This window comes from Antarcticibacterium flavum (assembly GCF_006159205.1).
GTDB classification, from domain to species: Bacteria; Bacteroidota; Bacteroidia; order Flavobacteriales; family Flavobacteriaceae; genus Gillisia; species Gillisia flava.
This window is the reverse complement of the sequence record NZ_CP040812.1, coordinates 776,666-802,746: the sequence shown is the minus strand read 5'-3', so window position 1 is coordinate 802,746 and position 26,081 is coordinate 776,666. Positions and strand designations below refer to the sequence as shown.

The window sequence follows — 26,081 nt, the reverse complement described above, 5'->3', positions numbered from 1 at the left end:
ACAACAATGGCAATATATACAAAAGAAGAAGCACGCAGGATCATGGAAAAAGCCCTGAGCTTTTCCACGGCCGACTCGTGTGAAATAAGCCTTGGAGGTAGCAATAGTGGGAACATTCGCTATGCCCGTAATACCGTTTCTACATCGGGTTACCGCTCCAATCAGAATTTAAGTGTGACCTCCAGTTTTGGCAAGAAATCGGGTTCTGCTACAATAGATGAATTTGATGACGCTTCCCTGGAGAAGGTGGTGAGAAGAGCCGAGGAGCTGGCAAAGCTATCTCCTGAGAACCCTGAATTTATGGAACCTCTTGGTCCGCAGGAATATGATGAGCCGCGTACTTTTATAGAAGCTACGGCCAACATCACTCCGGAACAACGGGCAAAGGTAGCGGCAGCCAGTATTAACCCGGCTTCAGAAAAAGATGTTACTGCAGCAGGCTTTCTTAATGACAGTGCGGGTTTTCGCGCAATTATGAATTCTAAAGGACTTTTTGCCTACAACAAAGGCACGAATGTGGATTTCACAGTAACAATGAGGACCAATGACGGCACTGGCTCCGGATGGGTAACCAGGGATTATAATGACATTTCCAAGTTCAATGCAGAGGAAGCTGCAACAGTAGCAATAGATAAGGCTGTGATGTCCAGGGAAGCAAGAGCCATCGAACCGGGAAGATATACTGTTATCCTCGAACCGGCAGCATCTGTAGACCTTTTGCGTAATATGAGAGGATCTTTCAATGCCCGGACTGCAGATGAAGGCAGGAGCTTTATGTCCAAAGATGGAGGGACCAAGCTGGGTCAAAAAATTGTGGATGAGCGAGTGAACATCTGGAGCGATCCCCTGCACGCTGAAGTTCCCACTTCCACCTGGAACGGTGAAGGAATGCCATTGAAAAGAACCAAATGGATAGAGAATGGCGTGGTTAAAAACCTGGCTTATTCCCGCTACTGGGCAGAGCAAAAAGGAGTGGATCCTGTTCCTTTCCCTCCAAACCTTATTATGGAAGGCGGCAGCGCATCTCTTCAGGACCTTATTAAAAGTACCAAAAGAGGGATTCTTGTAACACGCCTGTGGTACATCCGCGGGGTAGATCCGCAGACTTTGCTTTATACAGGCCTTACCCGTGACGGTACTTTTTATATCGAGAACGGCGAAATAAGATACCCTGTGAAGAACTTCAGGTTCAATGAAAGCCCTATCATCATGCTGAACAACCTTGAAGAACTCGGCCAGCAGGTAAGAATTGACGGAAATTTAATTCCATATATGAAAGTGAGGGACTTCACCTTCACCAGCCTTTCTGATGCTGTATAGATCTTTCTGAATTATAAGAAACTGGTTGTGATACTTATATTGCAGCCAGTTTTTTTATTATTGCTTAAAAAATTGCAGCAAATCCAGTTTATCCAAAATTTAAACGATTTGCAGTTTAAATGGTCTAATATTAGTAGCTAGTTTAAATTCCAAGCACCAAGCACCAAATTCCAAAAATTCAAGCATCAGCTATAAAAAAAGAATCAAGAGCCAAGAAACAAGAACCAAGAGAAGAGAAAAAAACGGAATCTAGAGTCTAGAAACTTAGACAAAAAAATAAAAGAACTATAACGCCGGGTGCCACACAATTTGGCAAAGCAGTTTAAAAAACATTCGTGCATTAGTGGCTATTCATAGAGGCAAGAAACAAGAGTCAAGAAACAAGAGAAGAGAGAAGAGAAAAAAGAATCTGGAGTCTGGAGTCTAGAGACTAGACCAAAAATATACAGGAATTATAATGCTAGCTAACACGTATTTTGATTAAGCAGTTTAAAAAAACATTCGTGCATTAGTGGCTATTCATAGAGACAAGGAACAAGAAACAAGAAACAAGAGTCAAGAAACAAGAGAAGAAAAAAACTCCGTGCGACTCCTTTTTAACCTCCTGAAACTCCGTGGTTAAATCACGATTAAACTCGAAAAAGGAGAGTAGAACTTAAGATTCCAAAAACAGAAAACGGAAAACGAAAAAAACACCAAACAAAAATCTCAATACTCAATACTCAATACTAAATACTCACTACTAACACATGACCAAATTCTTCTTCACAAGACTTCAATACGAATCCGGTAATTGGGATGTGGATCAAAGGATGCCCTCCAATTTGCTGAATGCGCTTGTGGAGTATACTACCCTGCAGGTAGATACCAGGGAGAATATTGTGCCGTTGAGCAGTGATGAGATCTTTAAATGCCCTTTTTGCTATATTTCTGGACATAAGCTGGTGGAGTTTACCCCAAAAGAGAAAGAGAATTTTGAGAAATACATTCGCAATGGCGGATTTGTGTTTGCCGATGATTGTAACCACGATATCGACGGACTTTTCGCCAAATCCTTTGAAAGACAAATGGAGGAGATCTTCGGAGCTGGAGAGTTGAAAAAGATCCCGAATAACCACGAACTTTACAATGTCTTTTTTGAATTTGAGAATGGTCCGCCTACCACTTCGCAGGAGTTGAACGGCTGGGGGGATGATCTGGTGCACGATTATTTAAAGGCGATAGAAATTAATGGCAGGATAGGAGTTCTTTACAGCAATAAGGATTACGGCTGTGAGTGGGATTACGACTTCCGGAACAAAAGATTTTATAAAATAGATAATACCCGCTTTGGGGTTAATATAGTGATGTATGCACTTACATCATAAATAAGAAATTAATGGATAAAGAATTACAGGAACTGGACCGGGAGGTTAAAGTCCTTACCGGCAAACTTCAGGATCTAAAAGCTGAAATTGGAAAAGTCATCATTGGGCAGGAGGAAACCGTGGAGCAACTGCTTACCACGTTTCTGGCAGGCGGTCACGCATTGCTGGAAGGGGTGCCGGGACTGGCGAAAACCCTGATGATACGCAGCCTGGCCCGGGCAATAGAATTAAAATTCAAGCGCATTCAATTCACCCCCGATCTTATGCCTTCTGATATAATTGGGACAGAGATACTTGAGGAAGACCATACTACCGGAAAGAAATTCTTTGAATTCAACAAAGGCCCCATATTTTCAAATATTATCCTTGCAGATGAGATCAACAGGACCCCGCCAAAGACCCAGGCAGCGCTGCTGGAGGCCATGCAGGAATTCGAGGTGACCTATTCAGGGAAAACCTATAAACTTGACCGGCCCTTTTTCATTCTGGCGACACAAAATCCTATAGAACAATCGGGCACCTTCCCCTTACCCGAAGCACAGCAGGACAGGTTCCTGTTTTATATAAAAATTGGTTATCCAACTGAAATTGAGGAAACACAAATCCTAAAGCACACCACCGGAAGCAAGAACCGGGAAATTCAGCCTGTAATAACAGGAGAGGAGATCCTGAGGTTACAGCAGCTGGTGCGGGAAGTGCCAATTAGTGATGAACTGGTGTCCTTTGTAAGCCGGGTGGTGCGGGCAACAAGGCCGGACTCTACTACCAATGATTTTGTAAAGGAATGGGTGAACTGGGGTGCGGGTCCACGGGCCGGGCAGGCGATGATCCTCACGGCAAAGGCCAGGGCCCTTCAACACGCAAGGCTGGCGGTTACCCTTGAAGACCTTAAACATGTTGCTTATCCGGTGCTTAGGCACAGGGTAATCGTAAATTTTAAGGCAGAAGCTGAAGGAATTACTGCCGATGATGTTACAAAGAAACTCCTGGAAGAAATCTCAATTGCCAAAAAGGAAAGAAATTAAGTGAAGAAGGATTACAGGCAACTTCTCAAACCCGAGGTCATTGGTAGCGTGAGCGGACTCGCACTCATCGCCAGGGTAGTGGTAGATGGATATCTTAGCGGACTTAACCACAGCCGCAGGCTTGGGCCGGGAATGGAATTTAGCCAATACAGGGGATACGAACCCGGGGACGATATGCGGCTGCTGGACTGGAAGATGCTGGCCCGCTCCGGCAGGTATTATATTAAACAGAGTGAACTGGAGACCAATATTGCCGTAAAATTCATCCTTGATTCCAGCAGATCCATGCTCCACGAGGAAAATTCCCTTTCCAAAATGGATTATGTGCGGGTGCTGGTGGCATCGCTGGCATACCTTGCCCAGAATCAGGGTGACGCGGTGGGGCTATTTGCACTTAATGACAGGAATTTGCACGCGATCTATCCCCGGGTGCAGAAACAACATTTCAACAGGCTGCTACAGGAATTGATAGATATTAAGAACGAGGGAAAATGGCCGGCAGACCCCAGAGCAACAGAAAAACTTCACGACCGCAGCCATAAGGAGCTTATTTTTTTCATTACAGATATGTACGAGAATTCTACTGAGCTTACAGACCTTATAAAACGTCTAAAAACCAATAGAAATGAAGTGGTGGTGGTTCACGTTATGGGAAGGGATGAGTTGGAATTCAATTATAAAGGAACTGTCACATTTGAAGATATGGAAACAGGAAAAAGGATAAAGGTGGATGCTAAGGAAGCAAAGAAAAAATACCTGGAAAGCCTGGAGGTAATGATCAATACTACAAGAGATACTTTATTGGCCAACAATATTAGTTATGAGCTTTTCAAAATGGAAGACCCCATTGGGGAAGCCCTGCAGGTATTCTTAAAAAAACGAATGAACTTATTATAAATGATCTTTCTTAATCCTGCATATTTATGGGCTTTACTGGGATTCGCTGTTCCGGTGGCCATTCATTTATGGAGCAGGAAAGAAGGGAGGACCATTAAAATTGGGAGCACGAAGCTGCTTCGCGAAAGTGACCCAAAACAGTCCAGCAGTTTACATTTAAACGAGCTCTGGCTTTTGTTCCTGCGCATGCTGGTCCTCACCGTGCTGGTATTGATCCTGGCAGAGCCTCAGTTAAAACAAAAAGTTGACCCTGTTCCGGTCACTTACCTGGTAGAACCTTCCCTGCTTTCCTATGAGCAGGTGACCTCTGTTTTGGACACTCCTAATCCTAATGCCTCTGTAAGGCTTTTAGAACCCGGTTTTGCGGAATATGAAAAAGGTTATTTATCTGAAGATCCCCTTATTCCCAATTACTGGCAGCTGTCCAAAGAAATGGAAGAGCTGGAAACAGATAGTATTGTGGTCTTTACCAATGCCTTTGCAGCCGGGTTTAAAGGAAAACGGCCGGAATTAAACCGAAATATTAACTGGATAGTGCTCGACCCGGGAGAGCCAATGAAGGAGCCGGTATTGGCACAGCGGGTCGGGGATGAGGTGAAGCTCATTTCTGTAATTAGCGATAATCAACTTCTGAAATTTGAAAAGGAGCAGCTCCCTGTAAACAGTGATCAATTCTCTATTAATGAGCAGGGAGATAGTATTATAGTTTCTTCGGAAGGCAGGGAAGTGAGACTGGCGCTTAAACCTCAGGATTCACTGAGTGTTCTTCTGGTCCATGATGAGAATTCACAGGATGAACTCCGATATCTTCAGGCTGCCTACAATGCACTGGGAAACTATCTTGAAATTCCCATAGAGGTTGAGTCGGTAACGGAGGGGAATATTTCGATGGATCCGGAAAATTATAATACGGTGGTGTGGCTAAGTTCGGAGCCGGCAATAGAAACCTCTGCTCCCTTACTGATCTATAAACCCGATAGTCTTGTTACTACTCTAATCGAAAAAGGAAACTTCAGCAATGAATATTTCCTTACCCGGCCACTTAATTCTGAAAATATTGTGGAGGGGAATCTTGCTGAAGAACTTTTCGCTTTGCTGAACCAGGACCACCTCCCGGAATCGGGATTGGAAGAATACGACCGAAGGGTGATTTCACCTGAAGAATTCCAGCCGATGTATACTGCGGGAGTTCCTAATAAAAGAACTGAAGAAGGCACTGGAATAAACGCTTATTTATGGCTATTACTGCTGCTTTTGCTTGTAGCAGAAAGAACCCTTTCATATTACCGGAAACAATGAGAACAGGGAAAGACATCCTGATTAGATTTCAGAAAAGATGGCAGCTCATGCTTTGGCTGGAGATCTTACTGTATGCCCTGGGAGCAGCGGTTTTTATAGCTCTGGTTTTTCAAAATTTTATCTTGAGCCTCATCATTTTTATGCTGGTAGGAGCGGTGGCTATGCTGTCTCTTAGACCCTGGGAAATTAATTTGAATTATATAAGTAATTATGTGGACCGGGAAGTTAACACTTTGGAGTACAGCAGTGGTTTACTTTTAGTTTCTGCAGAAAGCCTTAGCGGACTTGCACGACTTCAGCAACAAAGAATATCGGGACAGCTGGAGGGGGAAATGAGATCGGTGAAACCTGAAAATAATCTGCTAAGGGCCGCAGTGATTGCAACAGTCCTGATAGTGCTGGGATTTGTTGGTCTACGTTTGGGACTGGCAGAGGACCTGGTTTCTAACCAACCGGAAATAGAAGAAGGGGAGATCATTGTGTTACGGCCGGCAGATTCTGTAGCAGTAGAGACTAGTGCTCCCATTCTGGAAAGCCAGAACGTAACTATTAGTTATCCGGCTTATACCGGGGTTTCAGCTTTTACCACATCAAAAATGAATATAGAGGCCGTTGAAGGTTCCCGGGTGACCTGGGAGATCGCGTTTGACGCTGCTATAGATTCAGCTCAAATGGAAAGTTCCGGCAACAGGCATTTCATGGATTTCAGAAATGGCAAATATTCAAGATCTGCTATCCTGCAGAATTCCGGTTTCTATAATTTCCGGTTCACAGATACAATCGGGGCTTCTTATGTTTCAGAACTTTATTCGATAAAAGCAACCAAAGATCGAAGTCCGGAAATTGAAATTGAGGGTTTAAAGCAGTTCACATCTTTTGATTACGATGAGGAAAAGGTCGTGAATTTCACGGCTGTTGTTTCAGATGATTTCGGGATTGCAGACGCTTTTATTATCGCCACGGTGAGTAAAGGAACAGGGGAATCGGTAAAATTCAGGGAGGAGCAGCTTCAGTTTGATTCAGAAGTTCGCCGGGGGAGCAAAAACCTTCAGCTAAACAAAAAAATAGACCTGGACCAGCTAAAAATGGAGATGGGGGATGAGCTGTATTTTTATGTGGAGGCGAGGGACCTGCAACAGCCTACACCCAACCGTTCCCGCAGCGAGACCTTCTTCGCGGTGATCAAAGATACCGTTTCCTATGGCCCCGGGGTGGAAGGAACGCTGGGAGTGGATCTTATGCCCGATTATTTCAGGAGTCAGCGACAGTTGATCATTGATACTGAAAAACTTATTGCCGATAGAAATAAACTGCCCCAAAAAGAATTCAATTCCACCAGTAACGATCTTGGTTTTGACCAGAAGGCGCTGCGATTACGGTATGGGCAGTTTATGGGTGATGAAACTGAAGGGCCCGGGGAAATGGTAATTGAGGAGGATCACGATCACGAAGATGGGGAGGAAGATCCACTGGCGGCTTTTACCCACGATCACGATGGGAACAATGAACATAATTTAGTGGAGCGGCACGATCACGAGGAGCATGATGATGGCGAAGAGGAAGATGAGAATCCAATTGACAAATTTCTTCACGACCATGGCGATCCGGAATCGGCTACCCTGTTTACAGATTCCCTGAAAAGCAAGCTGCGGCAGGCACTGGATATTATGTGGGATGCAGAGCTGCACCTGCGAATGTATGAACCGGAAAAATCCCTGCCATATCAATATAGAGCGCTGGCCCTCATCCAGGAGATAAAAAACAACGCCCGGATCTATGTGCACCGCATTGGCTTTGATCCTCCTCCTATCAAGGAGGAGGTGCGGCTTACCGGAAAAATTGAGGAGGTTACAAATTATCAAAAGACAGCCAATCCTGAGGAGCCGGAAGAAGATAGGAATCTAAAACAAGCAATCCAAAGACTGCAAGCATTAATTAGACAGGGAGCCGCAACATCCAGGGAAGATAAATATCTTTTTGAGCTGGCCGGGGAGGAACTTGCCGCGAAAGCGATTGAGGAACCTGGAAAATATCTGGAATCCCTTCAGCAGTTAAAATGGCTTACAGAAGACCGGTCGATTTCCCGGGAAATGATGCTTGAGGTGCAGCGCCAACTTTTACAGGCGGTCTCCCCACCCCGTGCCACTCCCGGTAAATTAAAGGAAAATACTACCGGACTCAATAAATTACTTCTAAAGGAACTGGAGCTGAATGATAGATAAAATCATCTTTTTGAATGAAAGCTGGTTATGGCCAATATTAATTGGCGGGATCATCCTGTTAGTGCTTTTCCTTTTGAAGGACTGGATGCAGGCAGGTAAGCGACGGTTTCTTCTAAAATCTGTACTTGCTATCCTAAGTGTTGTTTCCCTGGCTCTTATCGCCCTTAAACCTACAGTGCCTTCAGGTGAAAGTGCGGGAAAAATGCTGCTCCTCACCCCGGGTTATTCGAATGACCAGCTGGACAGCCTACGAAAGGCACATCGGAAAATGAAGGTTTTCGAATACATACCGGGACAACCAATTTCTGAAAATGTGAGAACTTCAGAAGAGATATTTATTGTAGGACACGGGGTTAAGGAATATGATCTCTGGCAACTGGAGGGGCTTCCGGTTGAATATCTTGGAGGCAATCATCCTGATGGAGTGGTGAAGTTGAGCTATGACCGGGAAAAAACTGTAGGTGACAGATTGGTAATTGACGGACTTTACAGAAATCCGCAACCCGGTAACCGATTGCTTTTAGAAGATCCGGCAGGAGAAGGACAGGATTCTATTGTTTTGAATTCCGAAAAAGAACAGGCTTTCCACCTGGGCACCCATCTTAAAGTAGCCGGAAATTATGTTTATTATTTAGCTGAAAAGGATTCTGTGGGAAATTTAATTTCTACAGATCCTGTGCCGTTGCGGGTGAATGAAAAAGAGAATTTAAAGATCCTGGTGCTGAACAGTTTTCCCACTTTCGAAACCCGTACTCTTAAGAATTTTCTCGCAGAGGCAGGCCACGAACTAGTGGTACGCAGCCAGATCACCCGGGGCCGATTCAAATACGAATACCTAAACACAGAACCTGTAGCTGTTGGTAGTTTATCTGAAGCTACTTTAGAAAATTTCGATCTGCTGCTATTAGATGCCCCATCATTGCGCAATCTTTCCGGCAACCAGAAAAGTGCATTGGAGAAGTCGGTAAGGGATAATGGTTTGGGAATTTTCATTCAGCCTGATGAAGGTTTTTTCAATCTTCGGCAAGAACTTGTTCCCTTTACCTTTAAAAGGGGGCAAAGTGAAGAAGTGAGTTTGGATGAGTGGCAGGATGTGATTTTTAACCGGTTTCCATTTAGAATAGAGAATCAATTTGGAATTCAGGCAGTTCATACTTCAAACGGGCAGGTGGTTAGCGCCTACAAACGTGTGGGGCAGGGAAGGATTGGTACGAGTGTGATTTCTAATACTTATTTCCTGTCGCTGGAGGGGAAATCAGAAACTTACAGGCAGTATTGGAGCAGGGCGATTGAGCAGATTTCAAGAAAGAGATCTCAGGCTGCCAGCTGGGAGCTGGAAACTGAGATTATTTATCCAAATGAACCTTTCAATTTTATAGTTCGATCTGAACTGGAAGATCCGGAATTAACAACTGGTACACATATAATTCCTTTGGTACAGGACCTTCATTTCCCCTGGCTCTGGAAAGGTACTACCTGGCCGCAGCAGGAAGGATGGAATTTTATAAGAATGGACACAACTTCCGTTCTGGATTACTATGTAGCCGGTGAAAAAGCCTGGAACTCTCTGACAGCAGTTCAAACAAAGGAAGCCAACCATAAGTTTTTCGGCACTACAAATAGTAAGAGAAAAACAGATTATCCATTGGAACCTGTTAATCTCCTTTGGTTTTATGCCCTATTTTTGATATGTATGGGGGGACTCTGGCTGGAACCGAAAATATGAAACATTATTCTGCCGCAATAGGTGGAGTATCTGTAGCTACTCCAGGATGTATGTGTTGTTTTAAAAGAAATATATTGTCGGGGACTTATTTGGATTTACCATTTTTCAGGCAGACATGATTTTCCCCACACCAGGCTAATTATTTTACTAAATAAGTAGCATTCAGTCTATTATCTATTTCGAAAAGCCTTAAATTTATAGGAAAAGTTAATAACACTAATTTAAATTTAGTACTATGGAAGCTTATCGGTCAAAAACAAAAGTAAGAATGCACGACGGTATTGTGGGAGCCATTTATTTGTTAAGCATAATTCTGGCATTTACAGTAAATATTCAATGGCTGTATTTGGCGGGAGCAGTTGCCGTGCTGCAAATCCTTAGCACCTTTACAGGGTTTTGCCCTGTGTACTTTATGCTGGATAAGATGATGGGGGAGAAAAAGACTAAAACTGCAGGAGCCAAGCCTCTTTAATTTATCATGGCTCATCGATAGCTCAAATGGAAAAGTTCTAAAATTAAAACTCCCGGCTTAAGACCGGGAGTTTTTATGAGTTTTATTCCAGGAGATTAATCCTGCACTTTAAACATTATTGGCAATGCATAGGAAACAGGAACAGGCTTTCCTCTTTGCTTGCCCGGTTGCATCCTGGGAAGGGTATTAATTACGCTCTCGGCTTCTTCTTCCAATTTTGGGTGTGGTGCGCGGCTTTGCACTCCTACAATATTTCCCGCGGCATCTATCTGGAATAGTACCAGCACCCTGTTTAAACCTTTAAGCCCAAGCTGGGAACCCAGGTCCCTGTTAAAGCGTTTATTTACAATCCCGGAAATTTTTTCACTCATACAGGCTTTCCGGTCGGCATTGTTAGACAGTCCCTCACATCCCGGGAATACAGGTACATCTTCAATGAATTCAAATGGAACAGGTTCGATAGGTTCCTCTGGGATAGCCTCTTTGATATCCTTAATATCTGCTATCTCATCGACGTCCGGCTCTGTAGAGGCAACAGGATCTTCCTCAACATCTGCATCATCGGGTACTTCCACGATTTCAGTTGGCGGCCCCGGTACTTTGGGAGGTGGAGGGGTGGCAAGAACAGTTACCGGTACCGGGTCATCATCCAGCTCTCCCAGGTTCATTTGTTCCTGGTATTCGTTTGTTGCAGCATAGGTTTTCCATTCGATACCTACATAAATGAGGAGTAATACCAGGATAAGGGCACATTGAAGAAAAAGCAGGCTGCGTTTGGAAAGATCGGCTTTGTAATTTTTTTTAGCTTCCATAAAGTTGGGTTTTTAATTAATAAATGGTTAAAAAAATAGAACAAATGGCCGGTTAGCTGTAGTTATTTGTAAAGTCATCAATAAATATGCCTGCTTCTGCTGATACCAATAATAATTTTAATAAATTCGGAACTGGGGAAGAAGAAACAAGAATCAAGAATCAAGAGCCAAGAAACAAGAAACAAGCAAAGAGAAAAGAGAGAAGAGAATAGAGAAAGGAGAGTCTGGAATCTAGAGTCTAGAGACTAGACAATGTAATAAGGCAGGATCACAGAATATAGCAGAAGGAAATAGAAAAACATTCGTGCATCCGTGGCCAATTAAAGGGAATCAATAGCCAGGAGCCAAGGGACAAGAAACAAGAAACAAGAGAAGAGATAAGAGAATCTAGAGACTAGACAAATGTAATAAGGCAGGATCACAGCATTTAGCAGAAGGAAATAGAAAAACATTCGTGCATTCGTGGCTAATTAAAGTGAATTAAGAAACAAGAGCCAAGAAACAAACAAAGAGAGAAGAGAAATTTCTAAATTCCAAGCACCAAATTCCAAATTCCAAAAATATAACTTAACTGAAAACGGTAAACGGAAAACAGAAAACATTTCTCAAACACCAAACACCAAACAACAAACCCCTTCCACTTTATGAAGAAAATATGGAAATTAAGCCTTCTTTTAATCCTTGTAGCCCTGCTGGTGACAGCTTATATTTATTATCCAAGGCTTAATATTATTACGGGATTTGCAGCAAAGAATGTATGCTCAGCAGTATTCGAGGCAGAGAGGGATTTGATTTCGGTGGAGGAAGGGGATAATGATTTTGCCCCGGTGAATTTGGCTCACAATGAGGTAGACCTTGAAAATAGGCTGGCAACATCTTCCGTTTTCGGTCTTAAAAAAAGAACTGCAATTTACCGGGAGGGTGCCGGCTGCACCTTGCTTCCGGAGAATTCTGATTTTTCGATCTCAGGCAATCCTGTTCCTCAAAGAAATAGTTCCGTTAATAGTGACCCCTATCCTTACGGAGACGGGGAACCCCGGGATACTATTTTTCCTAATATCGATCAGCAAAAATTACTAGATGCAGTTTCCCTGGGATTCGATGCTGAAGGTGAAGTGGCAAAGAGGACAAGGGCCGTTCTCGTGATCTATAAGAACAGGCTCATTGCTGAAGAATATTCAGATGGGTTTTCAGCAGAAACAAAAATACTTGGTTGGTCTATGACCAAGAGTGTTACCAGTACTGTTCTGGGTGTTATGGCAAGACAAGGAAGGATTTCAATAGATCAAACCAATCTTTTTCCTGAATGGGAAAAAGATGCACGTTCAAAAATAAGTTTGAATAATCTATTGCAAATGAGCAGCGCTCTCGAGTGGGAGGAGGATTACAGTAAGATCTCTGATGTTACCAGAATGCTCTTCCTGGCAGAAAATATGACCTGTGTGCAACTTGAGAAGACCCTTGTTGGAGACCCGGGAACTATCTGGAATTATTCATCTGGGACTAGCAATTTGCTATCAAAATTTATTCGGGATCAATTCAATTCACACCAGGAATACCTTGATTATTGGTATAGCGAATTGATTGATAAGGTGGGAATGAATTCTATGACCCTGGAGATGGATCCTGCGGGTTATTATGTTGGTTCCAGCTATTCCTGGGCCACAGCAAGGGATTGGGGGAAGTTTGGTTTATTATACCTGAATAATGGAAACTGGAATGGAGAGCAAATTCTGGATCCCTCCTGGGTAGAATATTCAGCCAATCCTACACAAGGATCCAATGGAGAATACGGTGCGCATTTTTGGTTGAATGCCGGCAAAAATTATCCCGATCTCCCGGAAGATCTATTTTCAGCCAATGGTTTCCAGGGGCAGCATGTGTTTATCATCCCCTCACGGGATCTGGTTATTGTTCGTTTTGGCCTTGTGGAGCATCCCGATTTCGATATTAACTCTTTTCTGAAAGAAATCTTATCAAGCATTCAATAAAGTTCTGTAGAAAGAATTTTGAAATAAATGCTTATATGATAAATGTCATTAAATATTTATAGGTTTCCAATTAGTTTTGAATGCTGTAACAGTAAAAAGCAATAACTGTACACGTTTTTATTAACCCTCCATCATCCGGAAAACCTATGATTACATCTGCTAGAAATTGGTTCTTTTTCACAGGTATATTTTTATTTTCTATTTCCTTATACGCACAGTTTAGGCTTGATGGACAGTTGGTTCAGAGGGCAGAATACAGGCACGGTTACAACTCCCTTTTTAACGAAGGCGATGAAGCCGCAAAATTTATTGGCCAGCGTGCCCGCCTGCACGCACGCTATCAAACTGAGGATTTCCATTTTTTCGTGAGTGTGCAGGATATAAGAGTGTGGGGTAACACGCCTCAAATTAAGCTTACAGATGGGTTCCTTTCTGTACACGAAGCCTGGGCAGAAACTTCCTTATGGAAAATTTCAGTGTGAAATTAGGCCGGCAGGAGTTGAATTATGATAATTTTCGCTTCCTGGGAAATCTCGACTGGGCATTCCAGGGAAGGGCGCATGACTTTGCCTTGCTCAAATATGAAGAGGGTGCTATGAAACTACATGCCGGGGGAGGTTACAACCAGGATGGGCAACGCCTTAAGGGTACTTTCTTTGCAATGCCTAATCAATATAAGATCGCCCAATTTGTTCGCTATGAGAATAAATGGGGCAACTTTAATATGTCTGCGCTATTTTGGAACAACGGTTTACAGTTTTCCCGGGTTGATGAGAATGAAAATATACTGGAAGAGGGTGTGAGGTACAGGCAAACAATTGGATTACCTACAATAAAATATCAACTGGGAAATACAACTCTTTCAGGTTTTTATTATCAGCAACTGGGAGAGGATGTTGCAGGCAGGAAAGTACAGGCTTTTGTTGCCAGTGCTCAAATTTCCCACCTTTTTTCTATAGATCCGGAAAGATCAAAAAGCTTCAGGATCACGGCTGGCTTTGAGATCTTAAGCGGCAACGACTCCAATTCAAATGAAAAGAACAGGGCTTTTACACCATCATATGGTACAAATCATGCGCACAATGGTTATATGGACCTGTTTTATGTGGGAGGCCGTCATGAGAATTCAGTGGGATTACAGGACCTGTTCATACGCACAAGGTTTGATCTGAATTCTTCTTTATTCCTTTCAGCTAATGGCCATTCCTTCAGCAGTTATGCAAATGTTTACAGGGAGGGAGTGAAACTGGACAAGCATCTGGGTTATGAAGCCGATCTGGCTCTGGGATACATTCTTAATAAATCGGTATCTCTGCAGGCCGGCTACAGCCAGGTATTTGCAACAAATACTTTGGAACATCTTCAAAATTTGCAGGATCCTGCAGCCGTACAAAATTGGGGATATTTAATGATGATCTACAGGCCTACGATGAGCAATAGGTTTATTGGATTATTATTTTAGAATGCAGTTTTGACATCTTGACCCATTATTGTCCGGTAAAGAGTCTGGACCGCTTCCGCTGCTGGAATATAGAAACTGGACTAGAATTTGCTTCACAGGTAACAGCGCCTAGCTTAATCCTAAAAAGGGTAGATCTTCCTAATCAATTTTAGATTCAAACTACCCCCATCTTGAGATTTATTTGACCTCTGGCTATATATAACAGGGCTTAAGGAAAAATCAAATATTTTAATTGGAAATCATTGGTCGCAAACAGCATGTTTAACATCCACTACAGGATTTTGAGGCCTTGGAGAATCTGATTTTTTTATATGGAATTCTGATTTGCTGTAAGTTTCACAAATCTCTCTCATTAGGTGAGGCCCTTCGAAAATCATCCCGGTAATAAGCTGAAGCAGGTCTGCCCCGGCCCTGAACTTTTCCATGGCATCCTTGGCACTTAAGATTCCACCGCATCCTATAATTGTAAACCGCGTACCCCATTCCTTTCGGGTGCGGCGTATAAGTTCGTTGGAAAGATCAAAGCAGGGCTCACCACTAAGGCCTCCCCGATATTCTTCCGGTGCCTCTTCCGGGAAACTTATCCTGCTATAGTCTTTATTCAAATTTCCTATAACCAGCCCGTTTATCGGATATTTGTTCAATACTTTCAGCAAATCATTAAATTCCTTCCATGAAGTATTTATTGGCATTTTGCAATATACTGGTCGGTTAGGCTCAAGTCTAAATAGCTTTTTCATAAGGGCATCAAGCCGTCCCGGCTCTGCGAAATTTTCGCCACCGTGAACATTGGGACAGGAAATGTTGATGGTATAAAAATCTCCCATGTCCTCTTCTATTAACCTTTTAAATGAATAGTGATAATCCTCCAGCCCGGCTTCCGGGGAAACGTTTGCAGCGTCGTTGGTTTTAGCAATACTAATTCCCCGTTTGAAACCGGTTGGATTTTTAATTTTTTTTAGTCTTTCAATGATCCTGTCCACTCCTTCATTTTTAAGCCCTTTATATACTACAAGGGAATTGGATTTGATAAGTCGTTTTAAGCGGGGTTTTGGATTGCCATCACAGGGCCTGGCAGTCACAGATCCTATTTCGTCGCCTCCAAAAGACAGGCAATCCAGCACACCTGCCAGCCTTCCATTATAATCAAAACCGGCTGCCAGGATTATAGGATACTTATAGGAGATCCCATCAACGGTTGTAGTAATATCTCGTCCCTTATATTTGTACAACCTGGCTATAAATGATCTTCCAGCCGCGTACTTTCCAAGGAATTCGCCAAGATCAACAAAGATATCGTGAACCATTTCCGGGTCAAATTTAAACAGCAGGGGCTTTAGAAGCTTTTTATAAAGAAGTTTGATCATAGCGAAGATCCTTAAATATCAGCTGGTATTCACTCTCTATTGATACTGAAAATATCAACCTGATGAATGGCTTAAAGCACTATTAAAGATACTGAAATTTAAAGCAAAAACCTATGGAATAAGGCCGTTAAACCACGAATTGGAGATACCGGAAGAGGACTGTTGAGGTTGCACTGGGAGTACCTTCTGAAGGATTGATAACTATGAAATGAAGGTGGTCTGGTAAAGGAATCCTTAACTATATGAAAATGGAAGCAGGAATTTAAATCATAGGGGGAAGTTAAGCACTAAAACCTCTTCTGAATCACATGAAAATCCAAAATATTCTGTCTATCCCCGGTTGCCTGGAGAGCTGGTGGAAAATTTCTTTATGTTAGTAATGTAATTAATTGAGAAAAGATCGCGATATTATTTATAAGCCAGGAGGCGCTCCTTTACCATCTCCAGGTTTTGCTGCTTAACCGGTTCTTTGAACTTCTTACAGTATGAGGTATGATAGGTGTGGCTGGTAAGGAAATCCATTTGTATCTCATCCCATTTTCTGGGGTTTAACTCAGGGTCAAAATATAGTAGCTCTTTATAAAGTTTATCACCAAATCTTTTAAAATTCTTAGTTCCCAGGTACTCCAAATCGGCATCGGCTACGATCTTCTCAAGATGGGTTTTTGGTTGCTGGGGGATTTGGGTTGCCTTTATCATAGCACAAACCTTCAGGATTTCATCTTTTGTCAATAAGGAATCCTGGAGGTCATCACCGGCGATTTTACATCCCAGGCTTTCGTGATCTTCCCTTCCTTTCAAAAAGCCGATATCATGGTAAAGTGCAGCTATTTTCACCAACAGGAGTTCCCTTCCCGTAACGTTCTCATGTTTTGCTATAACTTCAGCCTGCTCAAGGACATATTTTGTATGAGCAGCATCATGATAGGTGAACTGGGCCGGGACACCGGTTGCCAGAGCATTTATCACTATATCATATATTTCCTTAAATGCCTGCATTTAATGTTCCATATTATTGTGTTTGCCTACACCACCCTTAACCTCCTTAATCCTCTGGACATAGAAGAAAGCATTAGGATCAATTACCTTAATTGTCTCCTTGATCCTGTGGATCTCGATCCTGGTTACAATAGTCATAACAATATCACAATCGTGTTTAACTTTAAATGATGATGGAAGATAACCCCTTTCCCCTTTATAAACTGTTATAGCTTTACCAAAATCATTGACTATTACCGATTTTACTTCCTCACATTCCCTGGAAATTATGGTGAGTGCTGTAAATTCTTCAAATCCATCCACCACATAATCTGATGTTTTCATTGCCGTATAATAGACCAGGATGCTATACATGGCAGTCTCTATTCCAAACTCAAACGCAGCACCAATAAAGAGAAGGGAATTAAAGCTCATAATAATCTCGCTGGTGGAGAAACCAATTTTTTTGTTGGTATAATGCGCAATTATCTCGAGGCCGTCTATCACCCCGCCGCCGCGTATCACAAGTCCTATTCCCAGGCCAATGAACAGCCCTCCAAATACTGCGATCAATACTTTGTCACTGGTAACCTGGGGAAATGTAATGAATGTCATTAAAGCGGCCAGGAGCAACACGGCGAATAAAGCATTTACACTAAAGGTTTTTCCTATTTTCCTGTAACCCAGGTAAAGAAACGGCAAATTGAAAATGATGAGTGATATGCTGAAGGGAATATGAAAAACCTCTTCCATTAAAATGGAGATCCCGGTGATGCCACCGTCCAGGAAATGATTGGGGATCATAAAACCCTGAAGGGCCACAAGCGCAGAAAAAACACCAAAAACTGTATATAAGATCGAGGAGAGAGAGAAAATGGATTTCCAGTCAATTGCATTGGAATTACTCATAATAGTCTTCAATATTTTGAATTAATATAAACGCGTAATTTTAATTTAGAACTTCATAAACCAGCACCGGGTCTTTTTTATTTTTCATGGATATAGAGCCTACTTCTTTGCAGTTAAAAGACTCTTTGATCATTTCATAATTTTTCGCGGTTATGAGGATTTGATTTATGGTGGCGGCAGATTGCAACCTTGCAGCCACATTCACAATATCCCCAATAACTGTATAGTCCAGCCTTCGCAGGGTGCAGGAGCCAATATTGCCAGAGATCATTTCCCCACTGTTAATACCTATGGATAACATTGGCTTAAAATCTTCTTCCTCCCTTTCAGGCAGGTCCATTAATTTATTCTTGATGGCAAGACAGGAATCTATTGCCCTATCAAGGTGAAACGGGCCTTTATAAACTGCCATTATGCAATCTCCCATAAATTTATCTACGATCCCTTTTTGGTTAATGATCTCTTTCACCATAAGGTCAAAATAATCATTGAGAAGATTTACCACCACATCGGGGGGTCTTGTTTCACTTATTTTGGTAAACTCCACGATATCAATAAAAGCTACAGTTGCCTCTATTGTCTCATTTTCAAAAAGGGAGGTTTCCACCTCTTTTTGACCCATAAAATTTAGAACGGTCTCATCTACGTACATACGAAGTATGTCATTCTCCTTCATGGCCTTTAAAGTTTGCTTTATTTGATTCACGTGCGCGAGAGTTCTGTCAATAGTGATCTCCAGATCTTTAAAATCCACAGGTTTTGTAATGAAATCAAAAGCTCCCCTGTTCATTGCTGTCCTGATATTCTCCATATCACCATAAGCCGAGACAATGATCGACTTTAACAGTGAATTATTTTCATTGATCTTTGAAAGAAGGGTTAAGCCATCCATCTCCGGCATGTTGATATCGCTTAGCACCAGCTCAATATCCTTATGCTTTTCCAGCTGTTCAAGCGCCTCACGACCATTTAGGGCAAAAACAAATTCATACTCCTTCTGCCTTATTTTTTGGCGAAACCGCTGCTTAATAAGGATCTCCAGATCTGCTTCATCATCTACCACTAATATTTTTGCCATAGGAAAAACTGTATTTAATTGGTCATAATCTCCCTGATCTCTCTTTTTAGTGAAAGAAAATCAATGGGTTTGGTAAAAAATTCCTTGGCTCCCGAGCTCATTGCCTTATCATGATTGGCAGCATCACCATAAGCAGAGATCATACTTACCTTGATCCCGGGGAACCGGGCTTTTACATTCTGCAATAACTCTAAACCGGTCATCCCGGGCATATTGATATCAGAAAACACATATACCACATTAGGGGGGTCCACAGCTCCAAGGATCTCCAGTGCTTCCTGGCCTGAAAAAGCAAAGATCAATTCAAGGCCTTCGTTCCTTATCTCCTTTCTGAATTTTTGACGAAACAACATCTCCACATCTCTTTCGTCATCTACTATTAATATTTTCATACTCCCTGGTATTTTTACAAAATTCATAATTCTTTCCTTTCCCCTTATTTCTTATCCGGTCCGGGGCCTTCTTTGTTTAATTTAATGGTAAAGCAGGTGAACTCTTTCTCCTTGGTGGTGATATCCATAACACCTCCATGTGACTGGATAATATCCATTGATATACTTAAACCCAGCCCGGTGCCCTCTGATCCTTTTTTAGTTGTAAAGAAGGGGGTTATCAATTTTTCTTTGATCCCTTCCGGAACCCCCGGGCCGTTATCTTCAACCTCTACTATAACTTTATCTTGTAGGTGCTTTGTTCTCACAATCAATTTTGGGGTATAATCCTTAGTATCCTTTTGTTCCAGTTTTTCCCGCATGGCATCAAAGGCATTTTTGCAAAGATTGAGAATCACACGGCTAAAATTTTCAGCGTTCATTTTCACCAAACCAAGGCCGGGGTCTGTGTCCAGCTGGATGTCGACATTAATTGGATTCTTATTGGCTCGCATGCCGTGAAAAGCAAGGTTTACATATTCCCTGATCAGGGTATTTAGATCAACGTCTTCCATTTTCCCATTACCACCACGGCTATGCAGTAACATGGATTTCACAATCCCATCTGCCCGGGTGCCGTGTTGGTAAATCTTAGCTAGATTGGCCTTGACATCTTCCAGAAGAAAATTGATCTCTTCAGTAGCCTCATTGGGATCTAGCTTTTCAAGTTGTTCTTTTATTTCATCCAAAAATTCTAAACTCAATTCTGAAAAATTATTAATGAAATTAAGCGGATTCTTTATCTCGTGTGCAATACCTGCCGTAAGCTGGCCAAGGCTCGCTAATTTTTCCTGTCGCAATAGCTGCGCCTGGGTGGCTTTCAATACTTCAAGGGAATCATTCAAAGCCCTTGTACGTTCTTCCAATTGGATCTTATAGTTTTGATTTGATTGCGCCTCGTCCTCCAAAGGTTTACTCACAGTAGGTTTGGAAAAAGAGGAGGGAAAAGATAAATGCATATGGGTAACCTGCCAGCCATCATCGGTTTTGAAAAGGAAAGTAGAGACTCGAAGTAAAGGAGCATCCTTTATTTGCTGGCGAAATTTATCAATATAAACAGCAGCGATCTTACCCGGTGAGTAAGAACGTTCAACGGCTGAGGGTTCCTTTAGAAGAGATGAGAAATCCAAAATTGTTCGCAGTTTAGCCATGCGATCCCTGAATTCTTGCAGATTTGAGCAAATGGCTGCCTCATCTGGTCCATATGCGTTGAAAGACGGTGCAAAAACCCGGTTTAAATAAGCCTCATCCAATTTGCCTGCTGTTTCTCCTGTGACCAGCTTCATGGCTATGTCGTATACAGATTTCAGCTCATTTATTTTGGTAATTTTCATTCCTTCTCCCATTTGATTGATAAGATGTGCTTTTTTTACAGTTTTAAATCGCAGGAATCTTTATTTCCCTTTCTCGATCTTCAGCCTCAAAAACGAAGTTTCTTTTTTACATGTATAAAAGTTAAACCAATAACCTTTTTATATTTATTGGCAGTGAGTTAAATCAGTCTGCTAAGAAAAAATGAAGTAGGGAAAATTTTCTTTCAGGTTTAAAGTTTTCACAACAAAAAAGGACTTGTTTATTTAATTATCTAAATAATTAAATAAAAGGGGGATTTTCCTTAGGAATTACCTTTCAGTTTCAATTTATTTTTAATATAACCTGTTAATTGTTTTTAAATTTAGGAATAATATTTCATATCTTGCGAATGTTATTTCATTAAAAGTGAATAACTTAGCCCCAACTTCGAGTTTTTGCGCTATTACCAATTAATACTCTACGATTCAATTGGTCAGTGAAAGGAATAGGGATTAACCCCTGAAATTCTTATCAATTATTTTTTCACCTCCTCCCATTAACTTTTTTGACCACAAAATTTTACATTATGAAATCAATTTATTATTTCCTGGCCATTCTGGTCGTTATGGGATCGTTTACTGCATGTGAACCTGCAGATGAAATTTTAAATCCAAATGATTCAAATTTGGATGGGGCCGGTTTAATTGAAACACCCTCTTTGACAAAAGAACAGGAAGATGCCTATCCCGCCTATTTCTCCGCACTATTAGATAGCTATAAAGAGGTGAAAATTAATACTTATACCGTTAAATTATTAGAACGTAGGGTAGACGGTGTGGGTGCAGAGGCCACAACTACCTTTAATTATGAAGTCAGAGGGAATGGTGCTACTCCTCAACTGGATAGTTTTACATTTGAATTGCCATCTTGTGCAGGGGAATTGATAAGCTATTCACCGAAGCAAGCTGCCGGGGTTTCGCAGGATCAAATAAAGTGGAATCAGTCCATTTCCAAAGATGGTTCCCAAAAATTTTCTCTTACATATAAAGGTGAAATACCGCTAGGGGTTATTTCTGCCACAGCAACACGCGGGAGCATATTAGAAACCGCTTTGGTTCAGGGGCCTTGTGCCGGAGTATATAATTTATCGGGGAGTATCTATATTGATGCTAACGAATCTAAGGTCAAAGATCCAGAGGAAACTGGCATAGCTTTCATTTCAGTAGATTTGATAAATAAGGATACAGGGAATAAATTAGGTTCTGTTGACACAGGTGAAAATGGTTTGTTTTCTTTTAAGGTGCTTACAGGAAATTACACCATTGCTGTGGGTGAGGATCTTCTGGAGGATTCAAATTATACTGCTGTAGGAGAAAATTCTATAGATGTACCAAATGTTACTAAAGATCTTTCAGGATTTAATTTTGGCTACCTCCTCAATTCCACCAAGGTTACCAATGATTTAGAGAATAAAATGATTGAAGTGACTACCGAGCCTACTAAATTTTGGCAGCAGGTGATAGGTAGAAAAGGACCTAACAAGGATCTTTACTCATCAACAGATATTCGTAATTTTCTTTTGGCGGTTGAAGATTCCTATCTTGATGGGCCTTTTTTCTTCGGTGAGAATAAAGAGAAAGCAGCACTGGATATTTTATCTAAACCTATAAAAACCGATCTGGATCTCTTCCTGCAACAACTTCTAACTGCTGAATTAAATGTGGTAAGTGGTAGAGGTGCACTTTTACCGGGTACAAAGGAGCAGAATAAAAAATTCAACGATGCATTACTTATTTATGCTGAAGCTGTAGCCTGCAGGGAAACGGGAAATTGTGCTGTAGAAAGTTCGAAAGCCAATGCAGAGACTAAAGCTATTAGCTCAAGGGATACCCGCTTACTTTCAGCCTTTAATGGGTCTGGCGGTATATAATGATTATAGTTTAGTTGATTAACAACCGGTATTGTATGAGTTGGAAGTATTTTCTACCAATATTAATCCTATTATCCGGATGGTTAAAAGCGGGAGCACAGGAGCTCCCGCTTACTCACTTTACGAGCGATAGTGAAGTGAATGCCCTGCCATCTGCCCTGGTGACCCAGGTCTACCAGGACAGGCAGGGTTTTATTTGGTTTACGGTATTTACCTCCGGTCTGGCAAGATATAATGGGGCTTCCATGGAGGTATATGACCAAAGTCATGGGCTTAGGGACCTGGGTGTCTGGCAAATTACAGAGGATAAGACAGGCCATCTTTGGGTGTCCTCGGGTGCAGGCCTGGTGGTTTCAGAAAAACCTCTTTCTTCATATCAATTCGGAAAAAAAATAAAGTTCACACCTCTTTACAAAGGAACTCTTCTAAGCCGGGAAGCGATAAGCAGGAACCAGCAGCTGGCTGTGGATACTCTTGGAAGGGTATGGGTTGGCACCTCAGAAAAAGGAATTATAAGATATCATATAGACCAGGCGGGAGCTTTGAAAATAGATACAATTTCTACCAGCATTAACAATAGTGGGAATCTGGCTGTTAATTCTTTGAAAGCCTCAGGAAGCGGTGGGGTATATGCAGGTCTCGAGGGCGGCATTCTGGCTGAATTTTATGAAGGAAAACTTTCCCAAGTCTATGCGGAATATACAAACGCCGAGAATGTAAATTTCAATGCTATTTACGAAGATACTGCCGGCGGCTTGTGGGCCTACAGGCAGAACGGGGAGATTTTCTATTTCGCAAATAAAATAACCACACCCGAAATAATTCTTGGAGACCTTGCATCAAATGTTACAGGGATCACTTCTTTACAGGATGGAACTATCCTGGCCAGTAATGGCGAGTCTGGCATCACTATGATCAACAGGGAGACCCGGGAGATTATCAAATCCTATTCCCGTTCCGGTGGCCTGCTTAGCGATAATGTATTCCATACCATGGAAGATAAGGAAGGCAATGTCTGGATCGCACAATCTGGAGGTGTTTCCAAATTGCGTTATAATTTCAATGCTTTTGAGAATTTTACTGCCCGTTCCAAAGCAGGGGAAAAACCTGTACTTCCATCAGGAAAGATAAATGCTGTCCTTATCCCATCTTCCGGTCAAAACCCATGTAGATTTTGGGTGGGTACAGAAGGGGGTGCCACCTGTGTAAATAATTATGGATCCTCCAGGTTTATCACCCAGGCAGATGGGCTCACCGGGGATTGGGTGAACGGCCTTTCCCAGGATCCTAAAGGCCGTATATGGATAGCTACCACTAAAGGTCTCAATGCCCTGGTTTTCAGCAAAAGTCTACTGCCCCGGGATGCATATAACGTGCGGGAGGTCCAGATCTTTGGAAAAGAAGCTTTCATCTTCTCTATATGGGAAAGCCCTCCTTTTATAGCTTCAGAAAATATTTCAAAAGGGGAAGACAAAAAAGCCGGAAGCATCTGGTTTCCTGGTCTTAAAAGTCTGTTCGTCTACTATAAGGATTCCATCTACGAATTTGGCCCGGAGCAGGGACTTCCGGCTACCTTGCTAAAATCTGTAAGCATTGATAATAACGGCTATGTGTGGGTTGGTACTCTGGACAGGGGGTTATATCGCAGCGAAGTACCAATAAATTTAGATCGTCTGGGAAGTTATACTGCCGAAAAAAGAATATTTAGCCAGGTATGGTCTTTGGATAAAGGTGCTCCTACCAATCATATCGAAAAGCTCTTGTGGCACAACGGGGTTCTTTGGGCAGGTACCCAAATTGGTCTTTTTAAACTTGATCCTGAATCATTTAAAATCCTCCTGCACATTAACAGAAACCGTGGACTTCCTGCAAATAATGCCGTAAGCTTTGCCGTTTCACCGCGAAGCGGAAATTTGTGGGTGGGAACAAACAAAGGCCTGGCCGAGGTAGACCCTGTGGATGGGAAAGTTCTCAGCATTATTACCCGGCAGGATGGCCTGGTGGACAATGAAGTATGGCTTTATGGATCTGTAAAAGTTGATGAGGAAGGCAAGATTTATTACGGCACCTCCGGCGGGCTCTCTATTTACGACCCTGAAAAAGACCAGCCTAATACGGTTCCGCCAAAACTGGCATTGACCTCAGTGGAAATATCCTATAAAAGTGACAGCAGGAATGAAGTAACCTTTGAATATGCTGCTCTTAGTTATGCTAATGTGGCAAATGTGAAATACAGGACACGTCTTATTGGATATGAGGACTCCTGGTCCCAGCCTACAAATGTAAAGAGGTTAAGGTATACCAATCTCCCGGCCTATTTCCTTCCACGTAACTACACCCTTGAAGTAATTGCAGAGAATGAGAGCGGCATTATGGCATTGGAGCCGCTGCGCTATACCTTCTCTGTAGAACCGGTAGGTTGGTTACAATGGTGGGCTTTTGTGCTTTATGCCCTGTTCTTTGGAACTCTTACCTTTATAATAGACAGGGTTCAACGTAGAAGGCTTATCAAAAGGGAACGGGACCACGCGAGATTACGGGAGGCTGAATTACAGGCTGAAACTGCTACAGCAAGATCCAATGCAGCAGAATCCCAGGCCCACGCCTTACGTGCCGAGAATGAAAAAAAGGCCCTCGAGCTTGCTAAAGTAAGGGAGCTTGAAAAGGCATATAATGAATTGAAGACTACCCAGAAACAATTGATCCAGGCAGAAAAAATGGCCTCTCTGGGACGACTTGCAACCGGGGTAGCCCACGAGATCAAGAACCCCCTTAATTTTATCAATAATTTTGCTGAACTATCTTCAGACCTTGTGGAGGAACTCGAGGAGGCAAGGCGAAAGGGAGATGAGGAAGAGATCAAATTCCTTATGCACGACCTAAAGCAAAACACAAGAAAGATCGAGGAGCATGGAAAACGGGCAGATGCTATTGTGCGTTCTATGATGCAGCACGCACGTGGTGGGAAACCCATCTTTGAATTATTTGATCTTAATGATCTTGTGGAGAAATATACAGAATTGGCATACCAGGGAAAAAGAAACCAATATCCCGGGTTTAAAGCAAGGATCGAAAAAGACCTGGATGCCCACCTCGGAGAAATAAGGATCGTGGGTCAGGAAGTAGGGCAGGTGCTGCTTAATGTAGTAGGGAATTCCCTGGATGCCGTACTGGGGAAAAAGAAATTTACAGGGGATGATTATGAGCCCCTTGTAAGGATTACTACCCGAAAACGGGAAAAATTTGTGGAGATAGTAATAGCAGATAATGGTCCCGGGGTGCCAGAGGATATTAAAGAAAGGATCTTTGAGCCATTTTTCACCACCAAACCTACTGGCGAAGGAACCGGCCTTGGACTAAGCCTGAGTTATAATATAATTACCCACGGTCACAATGGTTCTCTAAGTCTTGTTAATAACGATGAGGAAGGAGCAACTTTTATTATTTCACTTCCTATTTTAAAAAATGAACCTCGAAAAAAGGTTCTGGCCAGATAGTCCGC

At 42.2% G+C, this 26,081-nt stretch carries 20 protein-coding genes; 13 read left to right on the top strand and 7 right to left on the bottom strand.

The genetic code is table 11. The annotated features are described in order from the left end of the window. Positions 1 to 6: 6 nt before the first annotated feature. The 8 genes from FHG64_RS03450 to FHG64_RS03415 all read left to right on the top strand — a co-directional run bounded on the left by FHG64_RS03450 (position 7) and on the right by FHG64_RS03415 (position 10,328). A complete protein-coding gene (locus FHG64_RS03450) occupies positions 7 to 1,320 on the top strand; it encodes a TldD/PmbA family protein (protein WP_139065097.1) in 1,314 nt (437 codons plus the stop codon). Between the two features lie 749 nt (positions 1,321 to 2,069). Further along, positions 2,070 to 2,687, top strand: coding sequence for a DUF4159 domain-containing protein (locus FHG64_RS03445; RefSeq protein ID WP_139065096.1), 618 nt, complete (start codon positions 2,070 to 2,072; stop codon positions 2,685 to 2,687). An 11-nt stretch (positions 2,688 to 2,698) separates the two neighbouring features. Beyond that, a complete protein-coding gene (locus FHG64_RS03440) occupies positions 2,699 to 3,712 on the top strand; it encodes an AAA family ATPase (protein ID WP_139065095.1) in 1,014 nt (337 codons plus the stop codon). Further along, entirely contained in the window at positions 3,713 to 4,609 is an 897-nt protein-coding gene (locus FHG64_RS03435) for a DUF58 domain-containing protein (RefSeq protein ID WP_139065094.1), read from the top strand. Then, complete coding sequence (locus FHG64_RS03430; protein WP_139065093.1) at positions 4,610 to 5,908, top strand: BatA domain-containing protein; 1,299 nt, start codon at positions 4,610 to 4,612, stop codon at positions 5,906 to 5,908. Beyond that, complete coding sequence (locus FHG64_RS03425) at positions 5,905 to 8,130, top strand: NfeD family protein (protein ID WP_139065092.1); 2,226 nt, start codon at positions 5,905 to 5,907, stop codon at positions 8,128 to 8,130. Before FHG64_RS03430 ends, FHG64_RS03425 begins: the two co-directional genes overlap by 4 nt. Further along, positions 8,120 to 9,856 (top strand): hypothetical protein, encoded by a 1,737-nt coding sequence (locus tag FHG64_RS03420; protein ID WP_139065091.1) that lies wholly within the window; start codon positions 8,120 to 8,122, stop codon positions 9,854 to 9,856. Before FHG64_RS03425 ends, FHG64_RS03420 begins: the two co-directional genes overlap by 11 nt. Before the next feature lie 235 nt (positions 9,857 to 10,091). After that, complete coding sequence (locus FHG64_RS03415) at positions 10,092 to 10,328, top strand: YgaP family membrane protein (RefSeq protein WP_139065090.1); 237 nt, start codon at positions 10,092 to 10,094, stop codon at positions 10,326 to 10,328. A 95-nt stretch (positions 10,329 to 10,423) separates the two neighbouring features. On the opposite strand, the gene FHG64_RS03410 is transcribed toward FHG64_RS03415, so the two are convergent. Beyond that, positions 10,424 to 11,140: an energy transducer TonB gene (locus tag FHG64_RS03410; RefSeq protein WP_139065089.1), complete on the bottom strand. Its 717-nt coding sequence runs from the start codon at positions 11,138 to 11,140 to the stop codon at positions 10,424 to 10,426. A gap of 644 nt (positions 11,141 to 11,784) precedes the next feature. On the opposite strand from FHG64_RS03410, the gene FHG64_RS03405 reads away from it, so the two are divergent. The 3 genes from FHG64_RS03405 to FHG64_RS03400 all read left to right on the top strand — a co-directional run bounded on the left by FHG64_RS03405 (position 11,785) and on the right by FHG64_RS03400 (position 14,593). Beyond that, positions 11,785 to 13,131 carry a serine hydrolase domain-containing protein gene (locus tag FHG64_RS03405; RefSeq protein WP_139065088.1) on the top strand — a complete coding sequence of 449 codons (1,347 nt, stop codon included), beginning with the start codon at positions 11,785 to 11,787 and terminating at the stop codon, positions 13,129 to 13,131. A gap of 146 nt (positions 13,132 to 13,277) precedes the next feature. After that, positions 13,278 to 13,613, top strand: coding sequence for a hypothetical protein (locus FHG64_RS19395; protein WP_218937553.1), 336 nt, complete (start codon positions 13,278 to 13,280; stop codon positions 13,611 to 13,613). Then, entirely contained in the window at positions 13,595 to 14,593 is a 999-nt protein-coding gene (locus FHG64_RS03400) for an alginate export family protein (RefSeq protein ID WP_218937552.1), read from the top strand. Before FHG64_RS19395 ends, FHG64_RS03400 begins: the two co-directional genes overlap by 19 nt. Positions 14,594 to 14,832: 239 nt before the next feature. Here FHG64_RS03400 and FHG64_RS03395 read toward each other — a convergent pair whose 3' ends face one another. The 6 genes from FHG64_RS03395 to FHG64_RS03370 form a co-directional block, all read right to left on the bottom strand. Further along, positions 14,833 to 15,960, bottom strand: coding sequence for a quinone-dependent dihydroorotate dehydrogenase (locus tag FHG64_RS03395; protein ID WP_139065087.1), 1,128 nt, complete (start codon positions 15,958 to 15,960; stop codon positions 14,833 to 14,835). A gap of 408 nt (positions 15,961 to 16,368) precedes the next feature. Continuing rightward, positions 16,369 to 16,959: an HD domain-containing protein gene (locus tag FHG64_RS03390; RefSeq protein WP_139065086.1), complete on the bottom strand. Its 591-nt coding sequence runs from the start codon at positions 16,957 to 16,959 to the stop codon at positions 16,369 to 16,371. Next, positions 16,960 to 17,847, bottom strand: a complete 888-nt coding sequence (locus FHG64_RS03385; RefSeq protein WP_139065085.1) for a YitT family protein — start codon at positions 17,845 to 17,847, stop codon at positions 16,960 to 16,962. It lies immediately after the preceding gene. A 40-nt stretch (positions 17,848 to 17,887) separates the two neighbouring features. Further along, positions 17,888 to 18,925 carry an adenylate/guanylate cyclase domain-containing protein gene (locus FHG64_RS03380; RefSeq protein ID WP_139065084.1) on the bottom strand — a complete coding sequence of 346 codons (1,038 nt, stop codon included), beginning with the start codon at positions 18,923 to 18,925 and terminating at the stop codon, positions 17,888 to 17,890. Positions 18,926 to 18,939: 14 nt separating this feature from the next. Continuing rightward, the gene (locus tag FHG64_RS03375) at positions 18,940 to 19,317 is read right to left on the bottom strand and encodes a response regulator (RefSeq protein ID WP_139065083.1); all 378 of its coding nucleotides are present in this window, start codon (positions 19,315 to 19,317) and stop codon (positions 18,940 to 18,942) included. A gap of 44 nt (positions 19,318 to 19,361) precedes the next feature. After that, positions 19,362 to 20,690, bottom strand: a complete 1,329-nt coding sequence (locus tag FHG64_RS03370) for a sensor histidine kinase (protein WP_168191311.1) — start codon at positions 20,688 to 20,690, stop codon at positions 19,362 to 19,364. A 545-nt stretch (positions 20,691 to 21,235) separates the two neighbouring features. Here FHG64_RS03370 and FHG64_RS03365 point away from each other — a divergent pair. Together FHG64_RS03365 and FHG64_RS03360 are read left to right on the top strand one after the other, a co-directional pair. Then, the gene (locus FHG64_RS03365; protein ID WP_139065081.1) at positions 21,236 to 22,579 is read left to right on the top strand and encodes a hypothetical protein; all 1,344 of its coding nucleotides are present in this window, start codon (positions 21,236 to 21,238) and stop codon (positions 22,577 to 22,579) included. A gap of 35 nt (positions 22,580 to 22,614) precedes the next feature. Then, positions 22,615 to 26,076: a sensor histidine kinase gene (locus tag FHG64_RS03360; RefSeq protein ID WP_139065080.1), complete on the top strand. Its 3,462-nt coding sequence runs from the start codon at positions 22,615 to 22,617 to the stop codon at positions 26,074 to 26,076. The last annotated feature ends 5 nt before the right edge of the window (positions 26,077 to 26,081 follow it).